This is a genomic window from Bradyrhizobium sp. UBA2491, assembly GCF_002341725.1.
In the GTDB taxonomy this organism is placed as follows: Bacteria; Pseudomonadota; Alphaproteobacteria; order Rhizobiales; family Xanthobacteraceae; genus Bradyrhizobium.
This window is the reverse complement of sequence record NZ_DDOP01000035.1, coordinates 88,363-106,103: the sequence shown is the minus strand read 5'-3', so window position 1 is coordinate 106,103 and position 17,741 is coordinate 88,363. Positions and strand designations below refer to the sequence as shown.

General features: G+C 64.0%; 19 protein-coding genes. 7 read left to right on the top strand and 12 right to left on the bottom strand.

Features of this window, described 5'->3' with window-relative positions; translation table 11 throughout:
- Nucleotides 1-83 precede the first annotated feature (83 nt).
- The 7 genes from B2W55_RS10425 to B2W55_RS10395 form a co-directional block, all read right to left on the bottom strand.
- A complete protein-coding gene (locus B2W55_RS10425) occupies nt 84-1,088 on the bottom strand; it encodes an inorganic phosphate transporter (protein ID WP_024581428.1) in 1,005 nt (334 codons plus the stop codon).
- Between the two features lie 76 nt (nt 1,089-1,164).
- Nucleotides 1,165-1,809 (bottom strand): DUF47 domain-containing protein, encoded by a 645-nt coding sequence (locus B2W55_RS10420; RefSeq protein WP_024581427.1) that lies wholly within the window; start codon nt 1,807-1,809, stop codon nt 1,165-1,167.
- Nucleotides 1,810-1,954: 145 nt separating this feature from the next.
- Nucleotides 1,955-2,923 carry a branched-chain amino acid ABC transporter permease gene (locus B2W55_RS10415; protein WP_024581426.1) on the bottom strand — a complete coding sequence of 323 codons (969 nt, stop codon included), beginning with the start codon at nt 2,921-2,923 and terminating at the stop codon, nt 1,955-1,957.
- Between the two features lies 1 nt (nt 2,924).
- On the bottom strand, nt 2,925-3,788 hold the full coding sequence (locus B2W55_RS10410) for a branched-chain amino acid ABC transporter permease (protein ID WP_024581425.1): 864 nt from the start codon (nt 3,786-3,788) through the stop codon (nt 2,925-2,927).
- 64 nt (nt 3,789-3,852) lie between these two features.
- Entirely contained in the window at nt 3,853-5,073 is a 1,221-nt protein-coding gene (locus B2W55_RS10405; RefSeq protein WP_024581424.1) for an ABC transporter substrate-binding protein, read from the bottom strand.
- Nucleotides 5,074-5,113: 40 nt separating this feature from the next.
- Nucleotides 5,114-5,857, bottom strand: coding sequence for an ABC transporter ATP-binding protein (locus B2W55_RS10400; RefSeq protein ID WP_024581423.1), 744 nt, complete (start codon nt 5,855-5,857; stop codon nt 5,114-5,116).
- The gene (locus B2W55_RS10395) at nt 5,850-6,605 is read right to left on the bottom strand and encodes an ABC transporter ATP-binding protein (RefSeq protein ID WP_024581422.1); all 756 of its coding nucleotides are present in this window, start codon (nt 6,603-6,605) and stop codon (nt 5,850-5,852) included. The genes B2W55_RS10400 and B2W55_RS10395 overlap by 8 nt, the downstream gene beginning before the upstream one ends.
- Nucleotides 6,606-6,932: 327 nt before the next feature.
- On the opposite strand from B2W55_RS10395, the gene B2W55_RS10390 reads away from it, so the two are divergent.
- Together B2W55_RS10390 and B2W55_RS10385 are read left to right on the top strand one after the other, a co-directional pair.
- Nucleotides 6,933-7,547: a PAS domain-containing protein gene (locus B2W55_RS10390; RefSeq protein WP_043855539.1), complete on the top strand. Its 615-nt coding sequence runs from the start codon at nt 6,933-6,935 to the stop codon at nt 7,545-7,547.
- A 3-nt stretch (nt 7,548-7,550) separates the two neighbouring features.
- Nucleotides 7,551-8,168, top strand: coding sequence for a hypothetical protein (locus tag B2W55_RS10385; RefSeq protein ID WP_024581420.1), 618 nt, complete (start codon nt 7,551-7,553; stop codon nt 8,166-8,168).
- 36 nt (nt 8,169-8,204) lie between these two features.
- Here B2W55_RS10385 and B2W55_RS10380 read toward each other — a convergent pair whose 3' ends face one another.
- The gene (locus tag B2W55_RS10380) at nt 8,205-8,840 is read right to left on the bottom strand and encodes a pyridoxamine 5'-phosphate oxidase family protein (RefSeq protein ID WP_024581419.1); all 636 of its coding nucleotides are present in this window, start codon (nt 8,838-8,840) and stop codon (nt 8,205-8,207) included.
- Nucleotides 8,841-8,967: 127 nt separating this feature from the next.
- Here B2W55_RS10380 and B2W55_RS10375 point away from each other — a divergent pair, with 127 nt between their 5' ends.
- The gene (locus tag B2W55_RS10375) at nt 8,968-10,398 is read left to right on the top strand and encodes a PLP-dependent aminotransferase family protein (protein ID WP_024581418.1); all 1,431 of its coding nucleotides are present in this window, start codon (nt 8,968-8,970) and stop codon (nt 10,396-10,398) included.
- Here B2W55_RS10375 and B2W55_RS10370 read toward each other — a convergent pair.
- Together B2W55_RS10370 and B2W55_RS10365 are read right to left on the bottom strand one after the other, a co-directional pair.
- The gene (locus tag B2W55_RS10370) at nt 10,395-10,763 is read right to left on the bottom strand and encodes an ArsC family reductase (protein ID WP_024581417.1); all 369 of its coding nucleotides are present in this window, start codon (nt 10,761-10,763) and stop codon (nt 10,395-10,397) included. The two genes, B2W55_RS10375 and B2W55_RS10370, sit on opposite strands and share 4 nt — an antisense overlap.
- Nucleotides 10,764-10,868: 105 nt before the next feature.
- Entirely contained in the window at nt 10,869-11,921 is a 1,053-nt protein-coding gene (locus tag B2W55_RS10365) for an alpha/beta fold hydrolase (protein ID WP_024581416.1), read from the bottom strand.
- Nucleotides 11,922-12,085: 164 nt separating this feature from the next.
- On the opposite strand from B2W55_RS10365, the gene B2W55_RS10360 reads away from it, so the two are divergent.
- A complete protein-coding gene (locus tag B2W55_RS10360; RefSeq protein ID WP_024581415.1) occupies nt 12,086-13,639 on the top strand; it encodes a winged helix-turn-helix domain-containing protein in 1,554 nt (517 codons plus the stop codon).
- A 177-nt stretch (nt 13,640-13,816) separates the two neighbouring features.
- On the opposite strand, the gene B2W55_RS10355 is transcribed toward B2W55_RS10360, so the two are convergent.
- Nucleotides 13,817-15,145, bottom strand: coding sequence for a dicarboxylate/amino acid:cation symporter (locus B2W55_RS10355; RefSeq protein ID WP_024581414.1), 1,329 nt, complete (start codon nt 15,143-15,145; stop codon nt 13,817-13,819).
- Between the two features lie 196 nt (nt 15,146-15,341).
- Between B2W55_RS10355 and B2W55_RS10350 the strand changes: the two genes are divergently transcribed.
- Nucleotides 15,342-15,500 carry a DUF5993 family protein gene (locus tag B2W55_RS10350; RefSeq protein ID WP_168200256.1) on the top strand — a complete coding sequence of 53 codons (159 nt, stop codon included), beginning with the start codon at nt 15,342-15,344 and terminating at the stop codon, nt 15,498-15,500.
- Nucleotides 15,501-15,507: 7 nt separating this feature from the next.
- Nucleotides 15,508-16,062 carry a disulfide bond formation protein B gene (locus B2W55_RS10345; RefSeq protein ID WP_024581413.1) on the top strand — a complete coding sequence of 185 codons (555 nt, stop codon included), beginning with the start codon at nt 15,508-15,510 and terminating at the stop codon, nt 16,060-16,062.
- Here B2W55_RS10345 and B2W55_RS10340 read toward each other — a convergent pair.
- A complete protein-coding gene (locus B2W55_RS10340; protein WP_024581412.1) occupies nt 16,059-16,763 on the bottom strand; it encodes a glutathione S-transferase family protein in 705 nt (234 codons plus the stop codon). The genes B2W55_RS10345 and B2W55_RS10340 overlap by 4 nt on opposite strands.
- A gap of 80 nt (nt 16,764-16,843) precedes the next feature.
- Between B2W55_RS10340 and B2W55_RS10335 the strand changes: the two genes are divergently transcribed.
- Nucleotides 16,844-17,707, top strand: a complete 864-nt coding sequence (locus tag B2W55_RS10335) for an SDR family oxidoreductase (protein WP_024581411.1) — start codon at nt 16,844-16,846, stop codon at nt 17,705-17,707.
- Nucleotides 17,708-17,741 lie beyond the last annotated feature (34 nt).

Genomic DNA, 17,741 nt, shown 5'->3' with positions numbered 1-17,741 from the left:
GATACCGGTTCGCGTGAAGAAAACGCGTCAAGACAAGAACCTAGAGCCCCGTTCCGATCCTATCGGAACGGGAAAGGCTCTAGTCACTTCAAGACCTGCACGATCCAATAGGTCGCGGCGGCGACCGCCGCCGACGCCGGGATCGTGATCACCCAGGCGTAGACGATCGAGCTTGCCACGTTCCAGCGCACGGCGGAGAGCCGCCGTGCCGCGCCGACGCCGACGATGGCGCCGGTGATGGTGTGGGTGGTCGACACGGGAACCCCGAGATAGGTCGCGATGAACAGCGTCGCGGCGCCGCCGGTCTCGGCGCAAAACCCCTGCATCGGCGTCAGCTTGGTGATGCGCAACCCCATGGTGCGGACGATCCGCCAGCCCCCCATCAGGGTGCCGAGCGCCATCGCGCTCTGGCAGGCCAGCACGACCCAGAACGGAATCTCGAAGGTGTCGCCGAGATGCCCCTGCGAGTAGAGCAGCACCGCGATGATGCCCATGGTCTTCTGCGCGTCGTTGCCGCCATGGCCGAGCGAATAGAGCGAGGCCGAGGCGAATTGCAGGATGCGGAAGGCGCGATCGACCGCGAACGGCGTCGAGCGCACCGACAGCCAGGACACGATCGCGACCAGCACCAGCGCCAGCAGGAAGCCGACCAGCGGCGACAGCACGATCGCGAGCAGGGTCTTGGTCAGCCCGCTCCACACCGCCGCCGAAATGCCCGCCTTGGCCATCCCGGCGCCGACCAGGCCACCGATCAGCGCATGCGAGCTCGACGACGGAATCCCCAGCGCCCAGGTGATCACGTTCCAGACGATCGCGCCGACCAGTGCGGCGAAGATCACGGTCGCGTCCACCACCGCCGGCTCGATGATCCCGGTGCCGATGGTGTTGGCGACATGCAGGCCGAACACCGCGAAGGCGATGAAATTGAAGAAAGCCGCCCAGAACACCGCATATTGCGGCCGCAGCACGCGGGTCGAGACGATGGTCGCGATCGAGTTGGCGGCGTCGTGCAGCCCGTTCAGGAAGTCGAACAGCAGCGCGACCGCGATCAGGATGGTGAGAACCGGAAGACCCAGCGTGGCGTCCACGTGATGGCCCCGCTTTATTGTTCTTTTTTGAGCATGATCAGATCGAAAAACCGCTGCACACTTTTCCGGATCATGCTCAGACCTGCTCGATCACGATGGAGTTGATCTCGTTGGCGACGTCGTCGAAGCGATCGGCCACCTTCTCGAGGTGATCGTAGATCTCCGCGCCGACGATGAAGTCCATCGTGTTAGCGTCGCGGTGCTTCAGGTACAGCTCCTTGAGCCCGATGTCCTGGAGATCGTCGACCCGGCCCTCGAGCTTGGTCAATTCCTCGGTGATCTGGGTCAGCAGCGAGACGTTCTGTCCGATCGACTGCAACAGAGGCAGCGCGCGGCCGACCAGGCCGGCGCATTCGACGATCAGCGCGCCCATCTCCCGCATCGGCGGCTCGAACTCGCGAACCTCGAACAGCATCACCGCCTTGGCGGTCGATTGCATCTGGTCGACCGCGTCGTCCATCGCGGTGATCAGGTTCTTGATGTCGCTGCGGTCGAACGGGGTGATGAAGGTGCGGCGAACCGCGGTCAGGACCTCGCGGGTGACGCTGTCGGCGTCGTTCTCGAACTGATTGACGCGCTGGCAGAAGACCGGGGTCTCCTCGCCGCCCTTCAGCATGTCCTGTAGCGCCTTGGCACACTGCACGGAGGTTTGGGCGTGGCGGGCGAACAGGTCGAAAAATCGCTCTTCCTTGGGCAGGAAGGCGCGAAACCAGCGCAGCATGTCTCAGTTCCATCGTTCCGGGACAGCCTGTTAGCGACTGTCACAAAACTGTCATAGAACATCTGACGCCAAATGCACCGGGCCCGACCGCCCGAACGGGCGGTCGTCCACTGCTATCGGCGAGGAATCGCCGGCCGCCTTGCCCCTACAGCGAGCGCCTGAGGATGTGGGCCAGTTCGCCAACCAGGCCGCGCCGGAACAGCAGCACGCAGGCCACGAAGATCACGCCCTGGATCACCGTCACCCACTGGCCGAAGCCGGCGAGATATTGCTGCATGGCGATGATGACGAAGGCGCCGACCACCGGGCCGAAGATGGTGCCGAGACCGCCGACCAGCGTCATCAGCACGATTTCACCGGACATCGACCAGTGCACGTCGGTCAGCGAGGCGTTCTGTGCCACGAACACCTTCAGCGAGCCGGCGAAGCCGGCCAGCGTGCCCGACAGGATGAAGGCGAGCAGCTTGTACTGGTCGGTCTTGTAGCCGAGCGAGATCGCGCGCGGTTCGTTCTCGCGGATCGACTTCAGCACCTCGCCGAACGGCGAGTTGATGGTGCGGTAGATCAACAGGAAGCCGGCCAGGAAGCCGACCAGCACGACGTAATACAGCACCATCGGCTTCGAGAGGTCGAAGATGCCGAACAGGCGTCCCTGCGGAATGCCCTGGATGCCGTCTTCGCCATGGGTGAACGGCGCTTGCAGATAGATGAAGTACAGCAGTTGCGACAGCGCCAGCGTGATCATCGAGAAGTAGATGCCCTGCCGCTTGATCGAGATGTAGCCGGTGACGAGGCCGAGCAGCGCGGCCGCGGCGACGCCGGCCAGGATGCCGAGCTCGGGCGGCAGCCCCCACACCTTCAGCGCATGCGCCGAGACGTAGCCCGCGGTGCCGAGGAACATGGCGTGGCCGAACGACAGCAGGCCGCCATAGCCGATCAGCAGGTTGAAGGCGCAGGCGAGCAGCGCAAAGCACAATGCCTGCATCACGAAGAACGGATAGATCCCGGTGAACGGCACCATCGCCAGCAGCACCGCCATCACGGCGAATACGATCATCTCGTCGCGCATCGCGCGCGGCGTCATCGGAAGTGTATCGTCGGTCAATGCTGACATATCAGGCCGCCCGTCCCGTCAGTCCCGTTGGCTTCACCAGCAACACCACCACCATCAGGACAAACACCACGGTGTTGGAGGCTTCGGGATAAAAATACTTGGTCAGTCCCTCGATCACGCCGAGCGCGAAGCCGGTGATGATCGAGCCCATGATCGAGCCCATGCCGCCGATCACGACCACCGCGAACACCACGATGATGAGATCGGCGCCCATCAGCGGGCGGACCTGGTTGATCGGCGCCGACAGCACGCCGGCGAGCGCGGCAAGGCCGACGCCGAGCCCGTAGGTCAGCGTGATCATGCGCGGCACGTTGATGCCGAAGGCCCGCACCAGCGTCGGATTCTCGGTGGCGGCGCGCAAATACGCGCCGAGCTGCGTCTTCTCGATCAGGAACCAGGTGGCAAGACACACCACCAGCGAGAAGATGACGACCCAGCCGCGATAGATCGGCAGGAACATGAAGCCGAGATTGACGCCGCCCTTGAGCTGATCCGGGATCGAGTACGGCAGGCCGGAGGAGCCGAAGTAGTTCTGGAACACGCCCTGCACGATCAGCGCGATGCCGAAGGTCAAGAGCAGTCCGTAGAGATGGTCGAGGCCGGCGAGCCATTGCAGCATGGTCCGCTCCAGGATCATGCCGAAGATGCCGACCAGGACGGGCGCGATGAGCAGCGCCCACCAATAGTTGATGCCGCCCAGATTGAGCAGGAAATACGCCACGAAGGCGCCCATCATATAGAGCGCGCCGTGCGCGAAATTGATGATGTTGAGCATGCCGAAGATGACGGCGAGCCCCAGACTGAGCAGCGCGTAGAACGAGCCGTTGATCAGTCCCACCAGAAGCTGTGCGTAGAGAGCCTGCATCGAATGAGCTTTCGCTAGATAGATGAAGCCCGCCGGCCACGCGCATGGCCGGCGGGCATGATCGTCACTTCTTCAGGAGCGCGCAGGTGCTCTTGTCGAGCGGCGTGAAGGCCTGGTTGCCCGGCACGGTGCCGACCAGCTTGTAGAAGTCCCAGGGACCCTTGGACTCCGAGGGCTTCTTCACTTCGAACAGATAGGCGTCGTGGGTGACGCGACCGTTGGCCTCGACCTTGCCCTTGCCGAACAGCGGATCGTCGGTCGGGATGGTCTTCATCTTGGCGACCACCTTGGCGCCGTCATGCGGATTGCCGCCGAGCGCTTCCAGCGCCTTGAAGTAATGCAGCAGGCCCGCATAGACGCCGGCCTGCACCATGGTCGGCATCGCACCGTTCTTCATCCGCTCCGAGAAGCGCTTGGAGAAGGCGCGGGTCTTGTCGTTGAGGTCCCAGTAGAACGTCTCGGTGAAGTTGAGGCCCTGCGCGGTCTCGAGGCCGATCGCCTTGACGTCGGTCAAGAACAGCAGCAGCGCCGCGAGCTTCTGGCCGCCCTTGACGATGCCGAACTCGGCCGCCTGCTTGATCGAGTTGGTGGTGTCGCCGCCGGCATTGGCAAGACCGATGATCTTGGCCTTGGAGGCCTGCGCCTGGAGCAGGAAGGACGAGAAGTCTGCGGTGTTGAGCGGATGCTTGACGCTGCCCAGCACCTTGCCGCCATTGGCGGTGATGACAGCCGTGGTGTCGCGCTCCAGCGCGGCGCCGAACGCGTAGTCCGCGGTCAGGAAGAACCAGGTGTCGCCGCCGGCCTTCACCAGCGCCTGCCCGGTCGAGTGCGCCAGCATGTAGGTGTCGTAGGTCCAGTGCACCGTGTTCGGCGTGCACTGTGCATTGGTGAGGTCCGAGGTCGCGGCGCCCGAATTGATGTAGACGCCGTTCTTCTCCTTCACGACGTTGTTGACCGCAAGCGCGACGCCGGAATTCGGCACGTCGACGATGGTATCGACCTTGTCGACGTCGAACCACTGGCGGGCGATCGTGGTGCCGATATCGGGCTTGTTCTGGTGATCGCCGGAGATCAGGTCGATGGTCCAGCCTTTGGCCTTGAGGCCACTGTCCTCGATCGCCATCTGCGCCGCCAGCGTCGAGCCGGGACCACCGAGGTCCGCATAGAGGCCGGACTGATCCGACAAGACGCCGATCTTGACGACCTTGTCGTCGGCGGAGGCAATGCTGGCGATGCTGAGCGCCATCGCAGTGCCAAGCAGAAGCGCGGAGATCCTGTTCTTCATCTGGTATTTCCTCGTCCTAAATTTTCTGACTCTGGCGATCTCAGACGCCGAGATAGGTATGAAGCTTGTCCATATTGGCCGACAGTTCGGTATTGGAGAAGCCGTCGATCACCTTGCCGTGCTCGACGATGTAGTAACGGTCGGCAACCGTCGATGCGAAACGAAAATTCTGTTCGACCAACAGGATGGTAAAGCCCTGCGACTTCAGGCGCGCAATGGTGTGCCCGATCTGCTGAATGATGACCGGCGCCAACCCTTCGGTCGGCTCGTCCAGCATCAGGAAGCGCGCGCCCGTGCGCAGGATGCGCGCAATCGCCAGCATCTGCTGTTCGCCGCCCGAGAGCTTGGTGCCCTGGCTGTTGAGACGCTCCTTGAGGTTCGGAAACAGCGTGAAGATCTGGTCGAGCGGCAGGCCGCCCGGGCGCACCACCGGCGGCAGCATCAGATTCTCGCGCACGTCGAGACTCGAGAAGATGCCGCGCTCTTCGGGACAGAACGCGATCCCCATCCGCGCGATCTTGTCGGAGGTGGCGCGGATGATCTCCTTGTCGTCGAAGCGGATCGATCCGGAGCGCTTGCCGATCACGCCCATGATCGACTTCAGCGTGGTGGTCTTGCCGGCGCCGTTGCGGCCGAGCAGCGTCACCACCTCGCCTGCCCTGACGTTGAAATTGATGCCGTGCAGGATGTGGGATTCGCCGTACCAGGCCTGTAGATCCTTGACCGTGAGCACCTCGGCTCCGGCCGCGGCCACGGGCTTCTCCGCCAGTTTTGCCTCAGCCATGACCCGCTCCCAGATAGGCTTCCTTGACGCGCTCGTCCTTGGAGAGGTCGGCGTAATTGCCCTCCGCCAGCACCTGCCCGCGCGTCAGCACGGTGATGATGTCGGAGAGATTGGCCACCACCGAGAGGTTATGTTCGACCATCAGGATGGTGTATTTGGCCGAAATCCGCTTGATCAGCGCCGCGATCTTGTCGATGTCCTCGTGGCCCATGCCGGCCATCGGCTCATCGAGCAGCATCATCTCGGGGTCGAGTGCCAGCGTCGTTGCAATTTCAAGTGCGCGTTTGCGGCCGTACGGCATCTCGACCGCCGGCGTATTGGCGAACTCGCTCAAACCGACGTCGTTCAGGAGTTCGTGGGCGCGCGGATTGAAGCGGTCGAGCACGGTCTTGGAACGCCAGAAATCGAATGACGAACCGTGCTGCCGCTGCAGCGCGACGCGGACGTTTTCCAGCGCGGTCAGATGCGGAAACACCGCCGAAATCTGAAACGAGCGGACCAGCCCGAGCCGCGCCACGTCGGCCGGCGGCATCGCGGTGATGTCCTGGCCCTTGTAGCGAATCTGGCCGCCCGTCGGCTTCAGGAATTTGGTCAGCAGATTGAAACAGGTCGTCTTGCCGGCGCCGTTCGGCCCGATCAACGCATGGATACTGCCGCGACGCACCTTCAGCGCGACGTCGCGAACGGCAAAGAAACCGGCGAATTCCTTGGTCAATCCGCTGGTTTCGAGAATGAACTCATCGGCCAAATAGATTCCCCCATACGCCATCGCCGCGAAGCCCGTCGCCCGCGTGGCCAGATTTTTTCATGTCCGACAGGTCGTCCGATCCGTCTTGGAAACCGTCCCGGGCCCGTCGCCTCCGGGCCGGAATATGCCGTCATCTGTGGCGGTTACGCAAGGTGGAAAGCTGTGCAGTGCGATATCGTCACCACCGGTTCCGGTTGATCCTTAGTCGAATGGTATTTGGACGGGCTTTGCGCCGGGGAAAGCGGTCGTTAACGGTGTTTTCCTCCGGACATCCGCTTTCATCAAATATTTCCGCCTGTCACCGAAACTCTGGCCATTGCAGTACCAATGGCGAGTGCCTTGCATTTCGAGAGCACCAATTCCACGGTCGTCAAGTCGATCCGGCAACGTGATTTCCTGAACACGTGGCTGCGGCTTTATGCCCGGACCCAGACCATCCCGCGGATCGATGAGTTTCGTCCCGCGCGGATCGAGGAAGATTTGCCGGACACGGTGTTCTTCACCGTCGACGCAACCGCGCAGCCGCCGCGGCTGACGATCGAGAGCGACGGCACGCGGATGGCCACCGCCTACGGGCACAGCGGCAAGGGCCGCCTGCTCGACGACTATCTCGGCGCGCGGCTCGCGCCGGTCGTGATGCCGGTCTATCACGAATGCGTCGCCCGGCGCCTCCCCGCCTACACCATCGCCGATATCGACGACATTTACGGTCATGTCGTGGCCTATGAACGGCTGCTGCTGCCATTCTCCGACGGCGGCCCCGTCACGCACCTGATCGCCTCGCTGAAGACGATCAGCGAGAACGGCAGTTTCGAAATCCGCAATCTGATGCGCGGCAACGACGTGCCGCCGAACTTCAAGCTGTGCGCCATCATCGATCGCGACCTGTTCCACCGAGCCCCCGGCCGCATCCCGCTCGGGGATGTGCTTGAATTCGGCTGACCGATGCATTTCAGAAGTGCCGATCCATCGGTGGTCAAATCGATCACGCAGCGGGTGCTGCTGAACGCCTGGCTGCGCGCCGTGCGCAAGCCGGACACGCTTCCCATGCCGAGCGACTTCCACAGCGACGGCAGCGCCGACGAGCGCGCCGACATGATGGGCTTCGACGTCGAGGGTAGCGGCGACGCCGCCCGCTTCATCATCACGCAGGAAGGCGCGCGGCTGACGACGGCTTACGGCAACGAGCATGTCGATCCGCGGCAGCGCACCAACCGCTATCTGGACGATGCGATCGGGGCGGAGCGCTATGCAGGTCTCATCCTGTCCTATCGCACCTGCCTGGCGCGCAAGCGTCCGACCTATACGGTCGCGACGGTCGCGGACGCCGACGGCAAGGACGTCTCCTATGAACGGCTGCTGTTGCCGTTCGGGCGCGGCGACACCGTCGAGCACATCATCGGCTCGTACAAGGCGATCAGCATCGAGGGCGGCTTCCGGCTGCACAATCTGATGGGCGTGAAGGCGAAGGCGGTCCCGGTCGTCACCGTCCGCGCCGTGATCGACCGCAGGTTCGTGCCGGCGGATCATGCGGCGAGCCAGGATTCGGTCGAGCTGATCTAGCTCCCCGTCGCAAATCCGCCGAAACCAGCTCCGGCGCTATGGTTGCGCGTGGGGCGTCTTGGTCCGGTCCTGCGCCGGCCACTGTTCGGAGAGATCGGGAAGAACCTGGCCCTTGCCTGTCATCCGTTCGACCGTCAGGGCATAAACGGTAATCAGGTCGAGCCGCGGGAAGAAGTTCTTGGGCCGCACCGAGCCGGGTTTGCCGTACTTGATCATCAGCAACTCGCAGAAGTGCTGCTTGAACACACGGTCCTGCATGATGCGAACCGTGCCGAACACAATGACGCTCCGATAGGCCAGACCCGAGTCGCACTCGAAGCGGCCATAGTCAAACACGTCACCCGGCTCGTCGACCTCAAAGCACACCCGCGGTTCGCGTTCGATATTGGTTCGAAGGTGACCGCGCGCGCTGGTCCCGTGGAGCAGCACCCGATTGTCCGACCAGATGTACAACATGGGCAAACAGTACGGGTAGCCATCCTCCCCCACAGTCGCGAGCCGGCCGGCAAATCCGCGCTCAAGCACCCGCAACACCTGTTCTGTCGTGGCCGCCCTGTCGGCGCGTCGCAGCGAGATCGGTGCGCTCATTTGCTGTCCCTTGAACTCGTCCCACGGATTGAGCATAACCTCGAATGGTCCGGTCAAAAGGTCCACTTCATACGAATACGACATACCATTTTTCAAAACGCGATCTGCCGGTGAGCAACACTTGCGAACGAGGAGCAACGGCGTGAAGGAGCGGCGTCGGAGCTGGGGAAGTCTATATGCGTGGCAGCTGAACCGTCGCGGTGAGGCGCCGTTGTTCCGACAGCTCTATCTGCAGATCCGATCGGCGATTCTTTCGCAGAGCTTGAGGCCCGGCGCCAAGCTGCCGTCGACGCGTGAGCTTGCATCGCAACTCTCGGTCTCGCGATCCGCCGTGGTCGCAGCCTATGAGCAGCTGCTGGCGGAAGGATACGCCACCGGCAAGATCGGGTCCGGCAGTTACGTGTCGATCGACCTTCCGGAGCCGGTCGAAGGGCGGAGCCCTGCGCACGCCAGGCGGTCCGCAGCGCGGGCTCGATCGGCTACAGCCCAGACGCCTGTGTTCAGCGACTTCGTCGACGTCACCGTGCAGAGCGACGACCGTCCCTTCAACCTCGGCCGCACACTCGTCGATGGCAGGACCACGGAGCTGTGGCGAAAGTCGAGCGCACAGGTATTTCGTTCGCTCGGCCCCGATCACTTCGGCTATTCCGATCCGCGGGGCCTGCCCGAGCTGCGCAAGGCAGTCTGCGATTACTTGCGCGCCGCGCGCGCCGTTCGCTGCGATCCGGAGCAGATCGTGGTGACCTCCGGAACGCAGCATGCGATCGATCTTGTGATCCGGGTCCTGCGCCAACCGGATATGCAGGCGTGGATCGAAGACCCCGGCTATTCATTGACGCGACAGGCGCTGATCGCCGCCGGGGCGACGGCCCACCCTGTTCCGGTCGATGCCCAGGGCATCGACGTCGCCGCGGGCATCAGAACGGCGCCCAGGGCTCGCGCCGTCTTCGTGACCCCTTCCCATCAATTCCCGACTGGCGTCGTGCTGGCGATGGCGCGACGTCTCGAGCTTCTCAATTGGGCCCGCGACACCGGCGCCTGGATCGTCGAGGACGACTATGCAAGCGAGTTCCGCTATGCCGGGCGGGCGCTGGCGTCGCTCCAAGGCCTCGATGAGAGCGAGCGCGTGATCTACATCGGCACGCTGAACAAGGCGCTGTTCCCCGGCCTGCGGCTCGGTTACGCCGTCGTGCCACCTGCGTTGCTGAAGGCGTTCACGACCGCACGGTATCTCGTCGACCGGCAGCCTTCGAGCCTGGCTCAGGCGGTGGTCACGGACTTCATCGAGCAAGGACATTTCGCGTCGCATATCCGCAGGATGCGCCGGCAGTACAAGGACCAGCGCGACGTGCTTGTCGATTCACTGCGACGCCGTCTGGGCGAGGAGATCACTGTCGATCCCCCGGATCAGGGAATGCATCTCGTCGCACATCTGCGCGCCGGCCATTCGGACGTGGGCATCGCACGCGCCGCACGTAATCACGACGTGATCGTCCGTGCATTGAGCACTGCCTATGTCGCCGCGACGCCACGATCCGCGCTGATGCTCGGCTTCAGCGGATATCCCTGCCACGTGATCCCCTCGGCCGTGGCCCGGCTGGCCCGGGCTTTCGGCCGCGGGAAAACGCCGCGCACGTCCTAGCCCTTCTTGCGCGCTTTCGCCGGCACTTCCTTGGTGTAGCTATCCGGCTTGAAGCCGACGACGCGCTTCGGCCCGAGGTCGAGCACCGGACGCTTGATCATCGAGGGCTGCTCGGCCATCAGCGCCAGCGCCTTGCGCTCGTTCAGGCCTTCCTTGTCGGCATCGGGCAGCTTCTTGAAGGTGGTGCCGGCGCGGTTGAGCAACGTCTCCCAGCCCACCTCCTCGCTCCACTGCTTGAGCTTGTCCTTGGCGATGCCGGCCGTCTTGTAGTCGTGGAAGTCGTAGGCGACGCCGTGATCGTCGAGCCAGGCGCGCGCCTTCTTCATCGTGTCGCAGTTCTTGATGCCGTAGATGGTGATGGTCAAAGCCGTTCCCCACATGCGATTGCTGCGGGGGAAACTAGCCCCGCAGCACGCGCAGCACCAGATCAGGATACGCCGATCTCCACATCGGCGTTGCCGGCGTCCGCCTCAGGCCTTGCTGACGTCGATGATGGCCTGGACGAAGGCCTGCGGCGCTTCCTGCGGCAGATTGTGGCCGATGCCGCCGGTTAACTGGCGATGCTCGTAGTGCCCGGAGAACTTTCTGGCATAGGCCGCGGGTTCCGGATGCGGCGCGCCGTTGGCATCGCCTTCCATCGTGATGGTCGGGATCGCGATCACAGGCGCCTGGGCCAGCGTCTTCTCGAAAGCGTCGTACTTCGCCTCGCCCTCGGCGATGCCGAGCCGCCAGCGGTAATTGTGGATCACGATATCGACATGGTCGGGGTTCTCGAAGGCAGCAGCGCTGCGGTCGTAGGTGGCATCGTCGAACTTCCACTGCGGCGAAGCAATTTGCCAGATCAGCTTGTTGAAGTCGTGCCGGTTCTTGGCGTAGCCCTCGCGGCCGCGCTCGGTCGCGAAATAGAACTGGTACCACCATTGCAGCTCAGCCTTCGGCGGCAGCGGCACCTTGCCGGCCGCCTGGCTGCCGATCAGATAGCCGCTGACCGACACCATCGCCTTGCAGCGCTCGGGCCAAAGTGCCGCCATGATGTTGGCAGTACGCGCACCCCAATCATAGCCGCCGAGCACGGCCTTCTCGATCTTCAGCGCATCCATCAGCGCAATGATGTCGGCCGAGACCGCGACCGGCTGGCCGCTGCGCATCGTATCGTTGGAAAGGAAGCGCGTGCTGCCGTAGCCGCGCAGATGCGGCACGATCACGCGATAACCGGCCTCCGCCAGCGCCGGCGCAACGTCGGCATAGCTGTGGATATCGTAAGGCCAGCCGTGCAGCAGGATGACGGCGGGACCGGTGGCCGGCCCCATCTCGACATAGCCGGTGTCGAGCACGCCGGTGTTGATCTGCTTCACCGGTCCGATCGTTGTGTGAGCGCCGACCTTGACCGCGGGCGCTGCCGCCTTGGACTGCTCCTTGGACTGCGCGCTGGCCGATCCGATCAAGCCGAACCCGGAGGCGGCGAGGATGCCCCCGGCGAAGCCAAGGAAGTGGCGGCGGTGCTGGCTGAAGGACTGCGACATGGCGATCTCCTGAAGTCTGGTGTCGGGATCCAATATTGCAGAGCCCGCCTCCGTTCGCTTTCAGAGGACGTGGATTTGTCCTTCAGACCGTCGTGATTTTGGCTCCGCGCCGCCTGTGCTAGGTTCCGCCGCGGATTCAGCCACCGGCCGCCGGACTCTTCGGTTTGACTTACCATTTCAACGACTTGACCCTCGACTCTGAGCGCCGGGAGCTGCGGCGTGGCGATGTGCTGGTCGCCGTCGAGCCGCAGGTCTTCGACCTTCTCGAATTCCTCATCCGTGCCCGCGACCGCGTGGTCAGCCGCGACGAGGTGCTCGCTGCCGTCTGGCACGGCAGGATCGTCTCGGAGGCGACGCTGAGCAGCCGGGTCAACGCAGCGCGGACCGCAATTGGCGACAATGGCGAGCAGCAGAGGCTGATCCGCACCCTGCCCCGCAAGGGCCTTCGCTTCGTCGGCGATGTCAGGGAAGCCACGGTGCCCGAGCGTCCGCTTGTGGACGACACCAGTCCATCGCGGCCGAGCGAGGGTCCGTCGATCGCGGTGCTGCCCTTCACCAATATGAGCGGCGACCCCGAGCAGGATTATTTCGCCGACGGCATCGCCGAAGACATCACCACCGCGCTGGCGCGTTGCAGCCGCCTCACCGTGATCGCGCGCAACTCCGCCTTCACCTACAAGGGCAAGGCCGTCGATATCCGCCAGGTCGGGCGTGACCTCGGCGTCGGCTATGTGCTCGAGGGCAGCGTCCGCCGCGGCGGCGACCGCTTACGCATCACCGGACAGTTGATAGACGCCAGTTCTGGTGCGCACCTCTGGGCGGACCGGTTCGACGGCGCGGCCGACGATGTGTTCGATTTGCAGGACCGCATCACCGAGAACGTGGTCGGCGCCATCGAGCCGACCTTGCTGGTCGCGGAAGCCGAGCGGGTACGGGCCGCACCGCCCGGCAAGCTCGACGCCTATGACTGGCTGCTGCGCGCGTATAGCCTGAGGTACGAGTTCACGCCCGAGAGCATAGTGGCCGCGCTCGATTGCCTCGACCGGGCGCTGGCGCTCGATCCCGCCTACGCGCCGGCGCTGGCGGCATCGGCCTATTGCCACGCGATGCGCCATGTCCAGGGCTGGCTGAAGCCTGACGACGCCTATCGGGAACGCGCAGTGGCGCAGGCCTGGCGCGCGGTCGAATTGACACCAAGCGACCCGCAGGTGTTGTGGATGGCGGCGTTCGCGATCTGGAACATGGCCGACGAGATCGAGCCCGCGCGCGAATTGTTCGGCCGTTCGCTTGCGATCAACCCGAACTCGGCGATGGCGCTGGTGCTCAGCGGCTGGATCGAGGCGATGTGCGGCGATCAGCGCGCCGGCCGCGCCATGATCGAGCGCGCGCAACGGCTCAATCCGCGCGACCCGCGCGGCTGGTTCGCCTCCGCGGCGCTGGCGATCTGCGCGGTGCTCGACGGACATTTTTCCGAAGCGGTGACCTGGGCCGACAAGGCGCTGGCGCAGAACCGCCGCTTCGCGGTGGCGCTGCGCGTCCTGATCGTGGCGCTGGTGAAGACCGGCGAGACCGCGCGCGCGACCCAGATCGCGCGCGAGCTGCTCAAGGTCGATCCGGAGTTTACGATCTCCAGGTTCCTGTCGCGGATTCCGTTCCCGGTGCAATCGATGTCCGCGACCTATCGTGAAACCCTCAAGGCGGCCGGCGTCCCGGACTGATGCCGCCCCGGGGCACGAGCGACATTCGCCCGGTTTCGGAATATTAGAAAATACCGCTGAGTTGCCCGACGTGTCAAGTTGCCCGATCGCACGCTGGCCGCCGCCGGGCTGCTTTGCATGGGGTTGTTTTCGATATTTCGACGGCACGCCTTGCGACGGCCCCATCACGTCGTATTGCTAGCCCGTCGCACCCGGCTCCAGCGCTTCGCCGAGCTGGATCGGATGCGCCATGGTTTCGTGCAGCGCATCCTTGTCGAGCTCGCCCTCGGACAGGCTGATCACCACGCAGGCAACGCCGTTGCCGACCAGGTTGGTCAGCGCGCGACACTCGCTCATGAACTTGTCGATACCGACCAGGATGGCGATCGACTGGATCGGAATGTCAGGCACGATCGACAGCGTCGCCGCCAGCGTGATGAAGCCGGCCCCGGTGACACCTGATGCGCCCTTTGAGGTGATCATGGCGATGCCGAGAATGCCGAGCTCCTGCCAGATCGTCAGATGCGTGTTGGTGGCCTGCGCCAGGAACAGCGTCGCCAAGGTCATGTAGATGTTGGTGCCGTCGAGATTGAAGCTGTAGCCGGTCGGGATGACGAGGCCGACCACCGAGCGCGAGGCGCCGAGATGCTCCATCTTCTGGATCATCTGCGGCAGCACCGTTTCCGACGACGAGGTTCCGAGCACGATCAGGAGCTCGTCCTTGATGTAGGCGATGAAGCGGATGATCGAGAAGCCGGCCAGTCGCGCGATCGCGCCGAGCACGATCAGCACGAACAGGATGCTGGTCAGATAGAAGGTGGCGATCAATGCCGCCAAATTGGCGAGCGACCCGAGGCCGTAGGCGCCGACCGTGAAGGCCATCGCGCCGAACGCCCCGAGCGGCGCGACGCGAACGATGATGCGGATGATGCCGAAGAACATCTTGGCGGCCAGATCGATCGCCGCGGCAATCGGCTCGCCGACCTTACCCATCAGCGCGATGGCAAAACCCGAGAGGATCGAGATCAGCAGCACCTGCAACAGATCGCCGCGCGCCACCGCGCCGAGATAGCTGTCCGGAATGATTGCCATCAGATGGGCAACGATGCCCTCCGCTTTCGCCTGGGTGACGTAGGTCGAGACCGACTTCGGATCGATCGTGGACGGATCGATGTTGAAGCCGCGGCCCGGCTGCAACAGTTCGCCCACGATCAGGCCGAATGCGAGCGCGACCGTCGACACCAACTCAAAATAGATCAGCGTCTTCAACCCGACCCGGCCGACACGCTTGAGGTCGCCCATCGAGGAGATGCCGTGCACCACGGTGCAGAAGATCACCGGCGCGATCATCATCTTGATCAGCGCGATGAAGCCATCGCCGAGCGGCTTCAGCGCCTTGCCGAGATCGGGATAGAAATGCCCGATCAGGACGCCCAGCACGATTGCGATCAGCACCTGGACGTAAAGGATCTTGTACCAGGGCTGATGTTGGCGATGGACGGCGGGCTTGATCGCGTCTGTGGTCATGAGATGTCCCGGAGGCTAGGATTTGACTCAACTGGGGGTGCTATCTTGGCGGACCAGCGCGCACGCGACAATGCCCAATCGCAATCCTGGCCCAATCGCAAACTTGGCAAGCGGACCAACAGCCGGGCTCGCGTTCGCGGGCGGCGGCTCACGAATCTGTCATAGATTGCGACAGGCTCGCATCCGGAGGCTGAGGATGGAATTCACCACACTGTTTCTCGCCATCACCATCGCCATGCTGGTGGCCTGGCGTGGCCCGCGTCCCCTGGCGATTGGACTGTTCGCGGTGATCCTGGTCGCTTGCGCCGCGACCTTGCTGCACCACGCCACCGACCGCCTGACGCTGTCATTCTGAGGCGGCGATGAACGATACGCAGGCCGTCACCCTCAATGCGCTCGCGCTTTATGGCCTCGCGCTGCTGCTGGCCGCCGCCTTTGCCGCGCAACTGCTGCTGCATGAACTGCCCTGCCCGCTATGCCTGTTGCAGCGCACTCTGTTTGCCCTGCTGGCGATCGGACCGATCCTGAACATCCGTTTCGGGCCGCGTCCGAGCCATTATGCCTTGTCGCTGCTGACGGCCGTGCTGGGTGCCACCGTGTCCACGCGGCAGGTCCTGCTGCACATTCTCCCCGGCGATGCCGGCTACGGTTCGGCGCTGCTCGGCTATCACTACTATACCTGGGCGCTGATCGGATTCATCGCGGCGATCGTTCTGCTTGCCGCCATGCTGCTGTTCGACCGCCAGTTCGATCACCGCGCCATGCCGGGCGCCTCGCCCGGCAAATTCGCGCAAGGCGCCGTCTGGCTGGTGATCGGGCTGACGGCGCTGAACGTGCTCTCCACCCTGCTCGAATGCGGCTTTGGCGCCTGCGCCGACAATCCCGTCGTCTACGAGTTGCTCAAGTCAGCCAGCTAGGGCCGCTTGGGGATATTCAACCCGCGCTCCACGGCCGGCCGCTTGAGGCCGCGCTCTAGCCAGGCCGCGACGTGGGTGAACTGGTCGAACTCGACAAGCTCGCGCGCGCCGTAGAAGCCGACCAGGTTGCGCACCCAGCCGAGCATTGAGATGTCGGCAATGCTGTATTCGTCGTCCATGAACCATTGCCGTCCGGCAAGGTGCGTCTCCATCACGCCGAGCAGGCGTTTGGACTCGGCGACGTAGCGCTGCAGCGGCCGCTTGTCCTCATAGTCCTTGCCCGCGAATTTGTGGAAGAACCCGACCTGGCCGAACATCGGTCCGATGCCGCCCATCTGGAAATGCACCCATTGGATGGCCTGGTAGCGGCGCGCCGCGTCCGCTGGCAACAGCTTGCCGGTCTTCTCGGCGAGATATTGCAGGATGGCGCCGGATTCGAACAACGGCAGCGGCTTGCCGCCGGGGCCGTTGGGGTCGAGGATTGCCGGGATCTTGCCGTTCGGATTGAGCGACAGGAACTCCGCCGTCTTCTGGTCGTCCTTGTTGAAGTCGACCAGATGGACCTCGTAGGGCAGCCCGATCTCCTCGAGCATGATCGAGACCTTCACACCGTTCGGCGTCGGCAGCGAATAGAGCTGCAAGCGGTCCGGATGCTGGGCGGGCCAACGTTTTGTGATCGGAAAAGCTGACAGGTCGGTCATATCAGACATTCTTTTGCAGGGTTACGGTTCGACGGCTAATGTACGGAGCTCAGTGAAAGCCGCAAGGTCTCGAACCGGCCATGGATGATCAACAGACAAAGCTCGGCCTCTCCGACGACGAACTCGCGACACATCCGACCGTGTTCGCGACGGATGCGCTTGCCGGTCAGGTGGTCGTCGTGTCGGGCGGCGCTGGCGGTATCGGCCGCGCCATCGCCTGGCTGCTCGCCCGGCTCGGCGCCCACGTCGTCGTCGCGGGACGCAATGCCGACAAGCTCGCTGCGCTGGTCGAGCGTCTCGGACATCGCGGCCTGAAGGCGTCGGCGCATGTCGCTGATATCAAGGACCCGGACGCGGTCAACGCGATGTTCGACACGCTATGGGCCGCGCATGGCCGGATCGATCATCTCGTCAACAGCGCCGGCGGCCAGTTCCCGCAGGCCGCGATCGATGTCTCGATCAAGGGCTGGAACGCGGTCATCAACACCAACCTGAACGGCACCTGGTACATGATGCAGGCCGCCGCGCAGCGCTGGCGCGACCGCGAGCATCCCGGCAGCATCATCAATATCGTCGTGGTCACGACGCACGGGCTCTACGGCATCGCCCACAGCATCGCGGCGCGCGCCGGCGTGATCGGGCTGTCGCGCGCGCTCGCGGTCGAATGGGCGCCGCTGAACATCCGGATCAACTGCATCGCGCCCGGCGCGATCGAGACCGAGGGCTGGAACGTCTACAGCGAGACGGCGCGCGCCGCCTATCCGCGCTCCAACCCGATGATGCACCCCGGCACGCCGTGGGACATCGCGGAAGCGGCCGGCTACCTCGCGGCACCTTCCGGCAAATTCGTCACCGGCGAGACGCTGACCGTCGACGGCGGCGGCCAGCATTGGGGCGAGACCTGGACGACCGGCAAGCCGGACTATTTCAAGGGCGGCGAATAACGTATCTGCCGCCCTCGCCGATCCCCGCATCGGT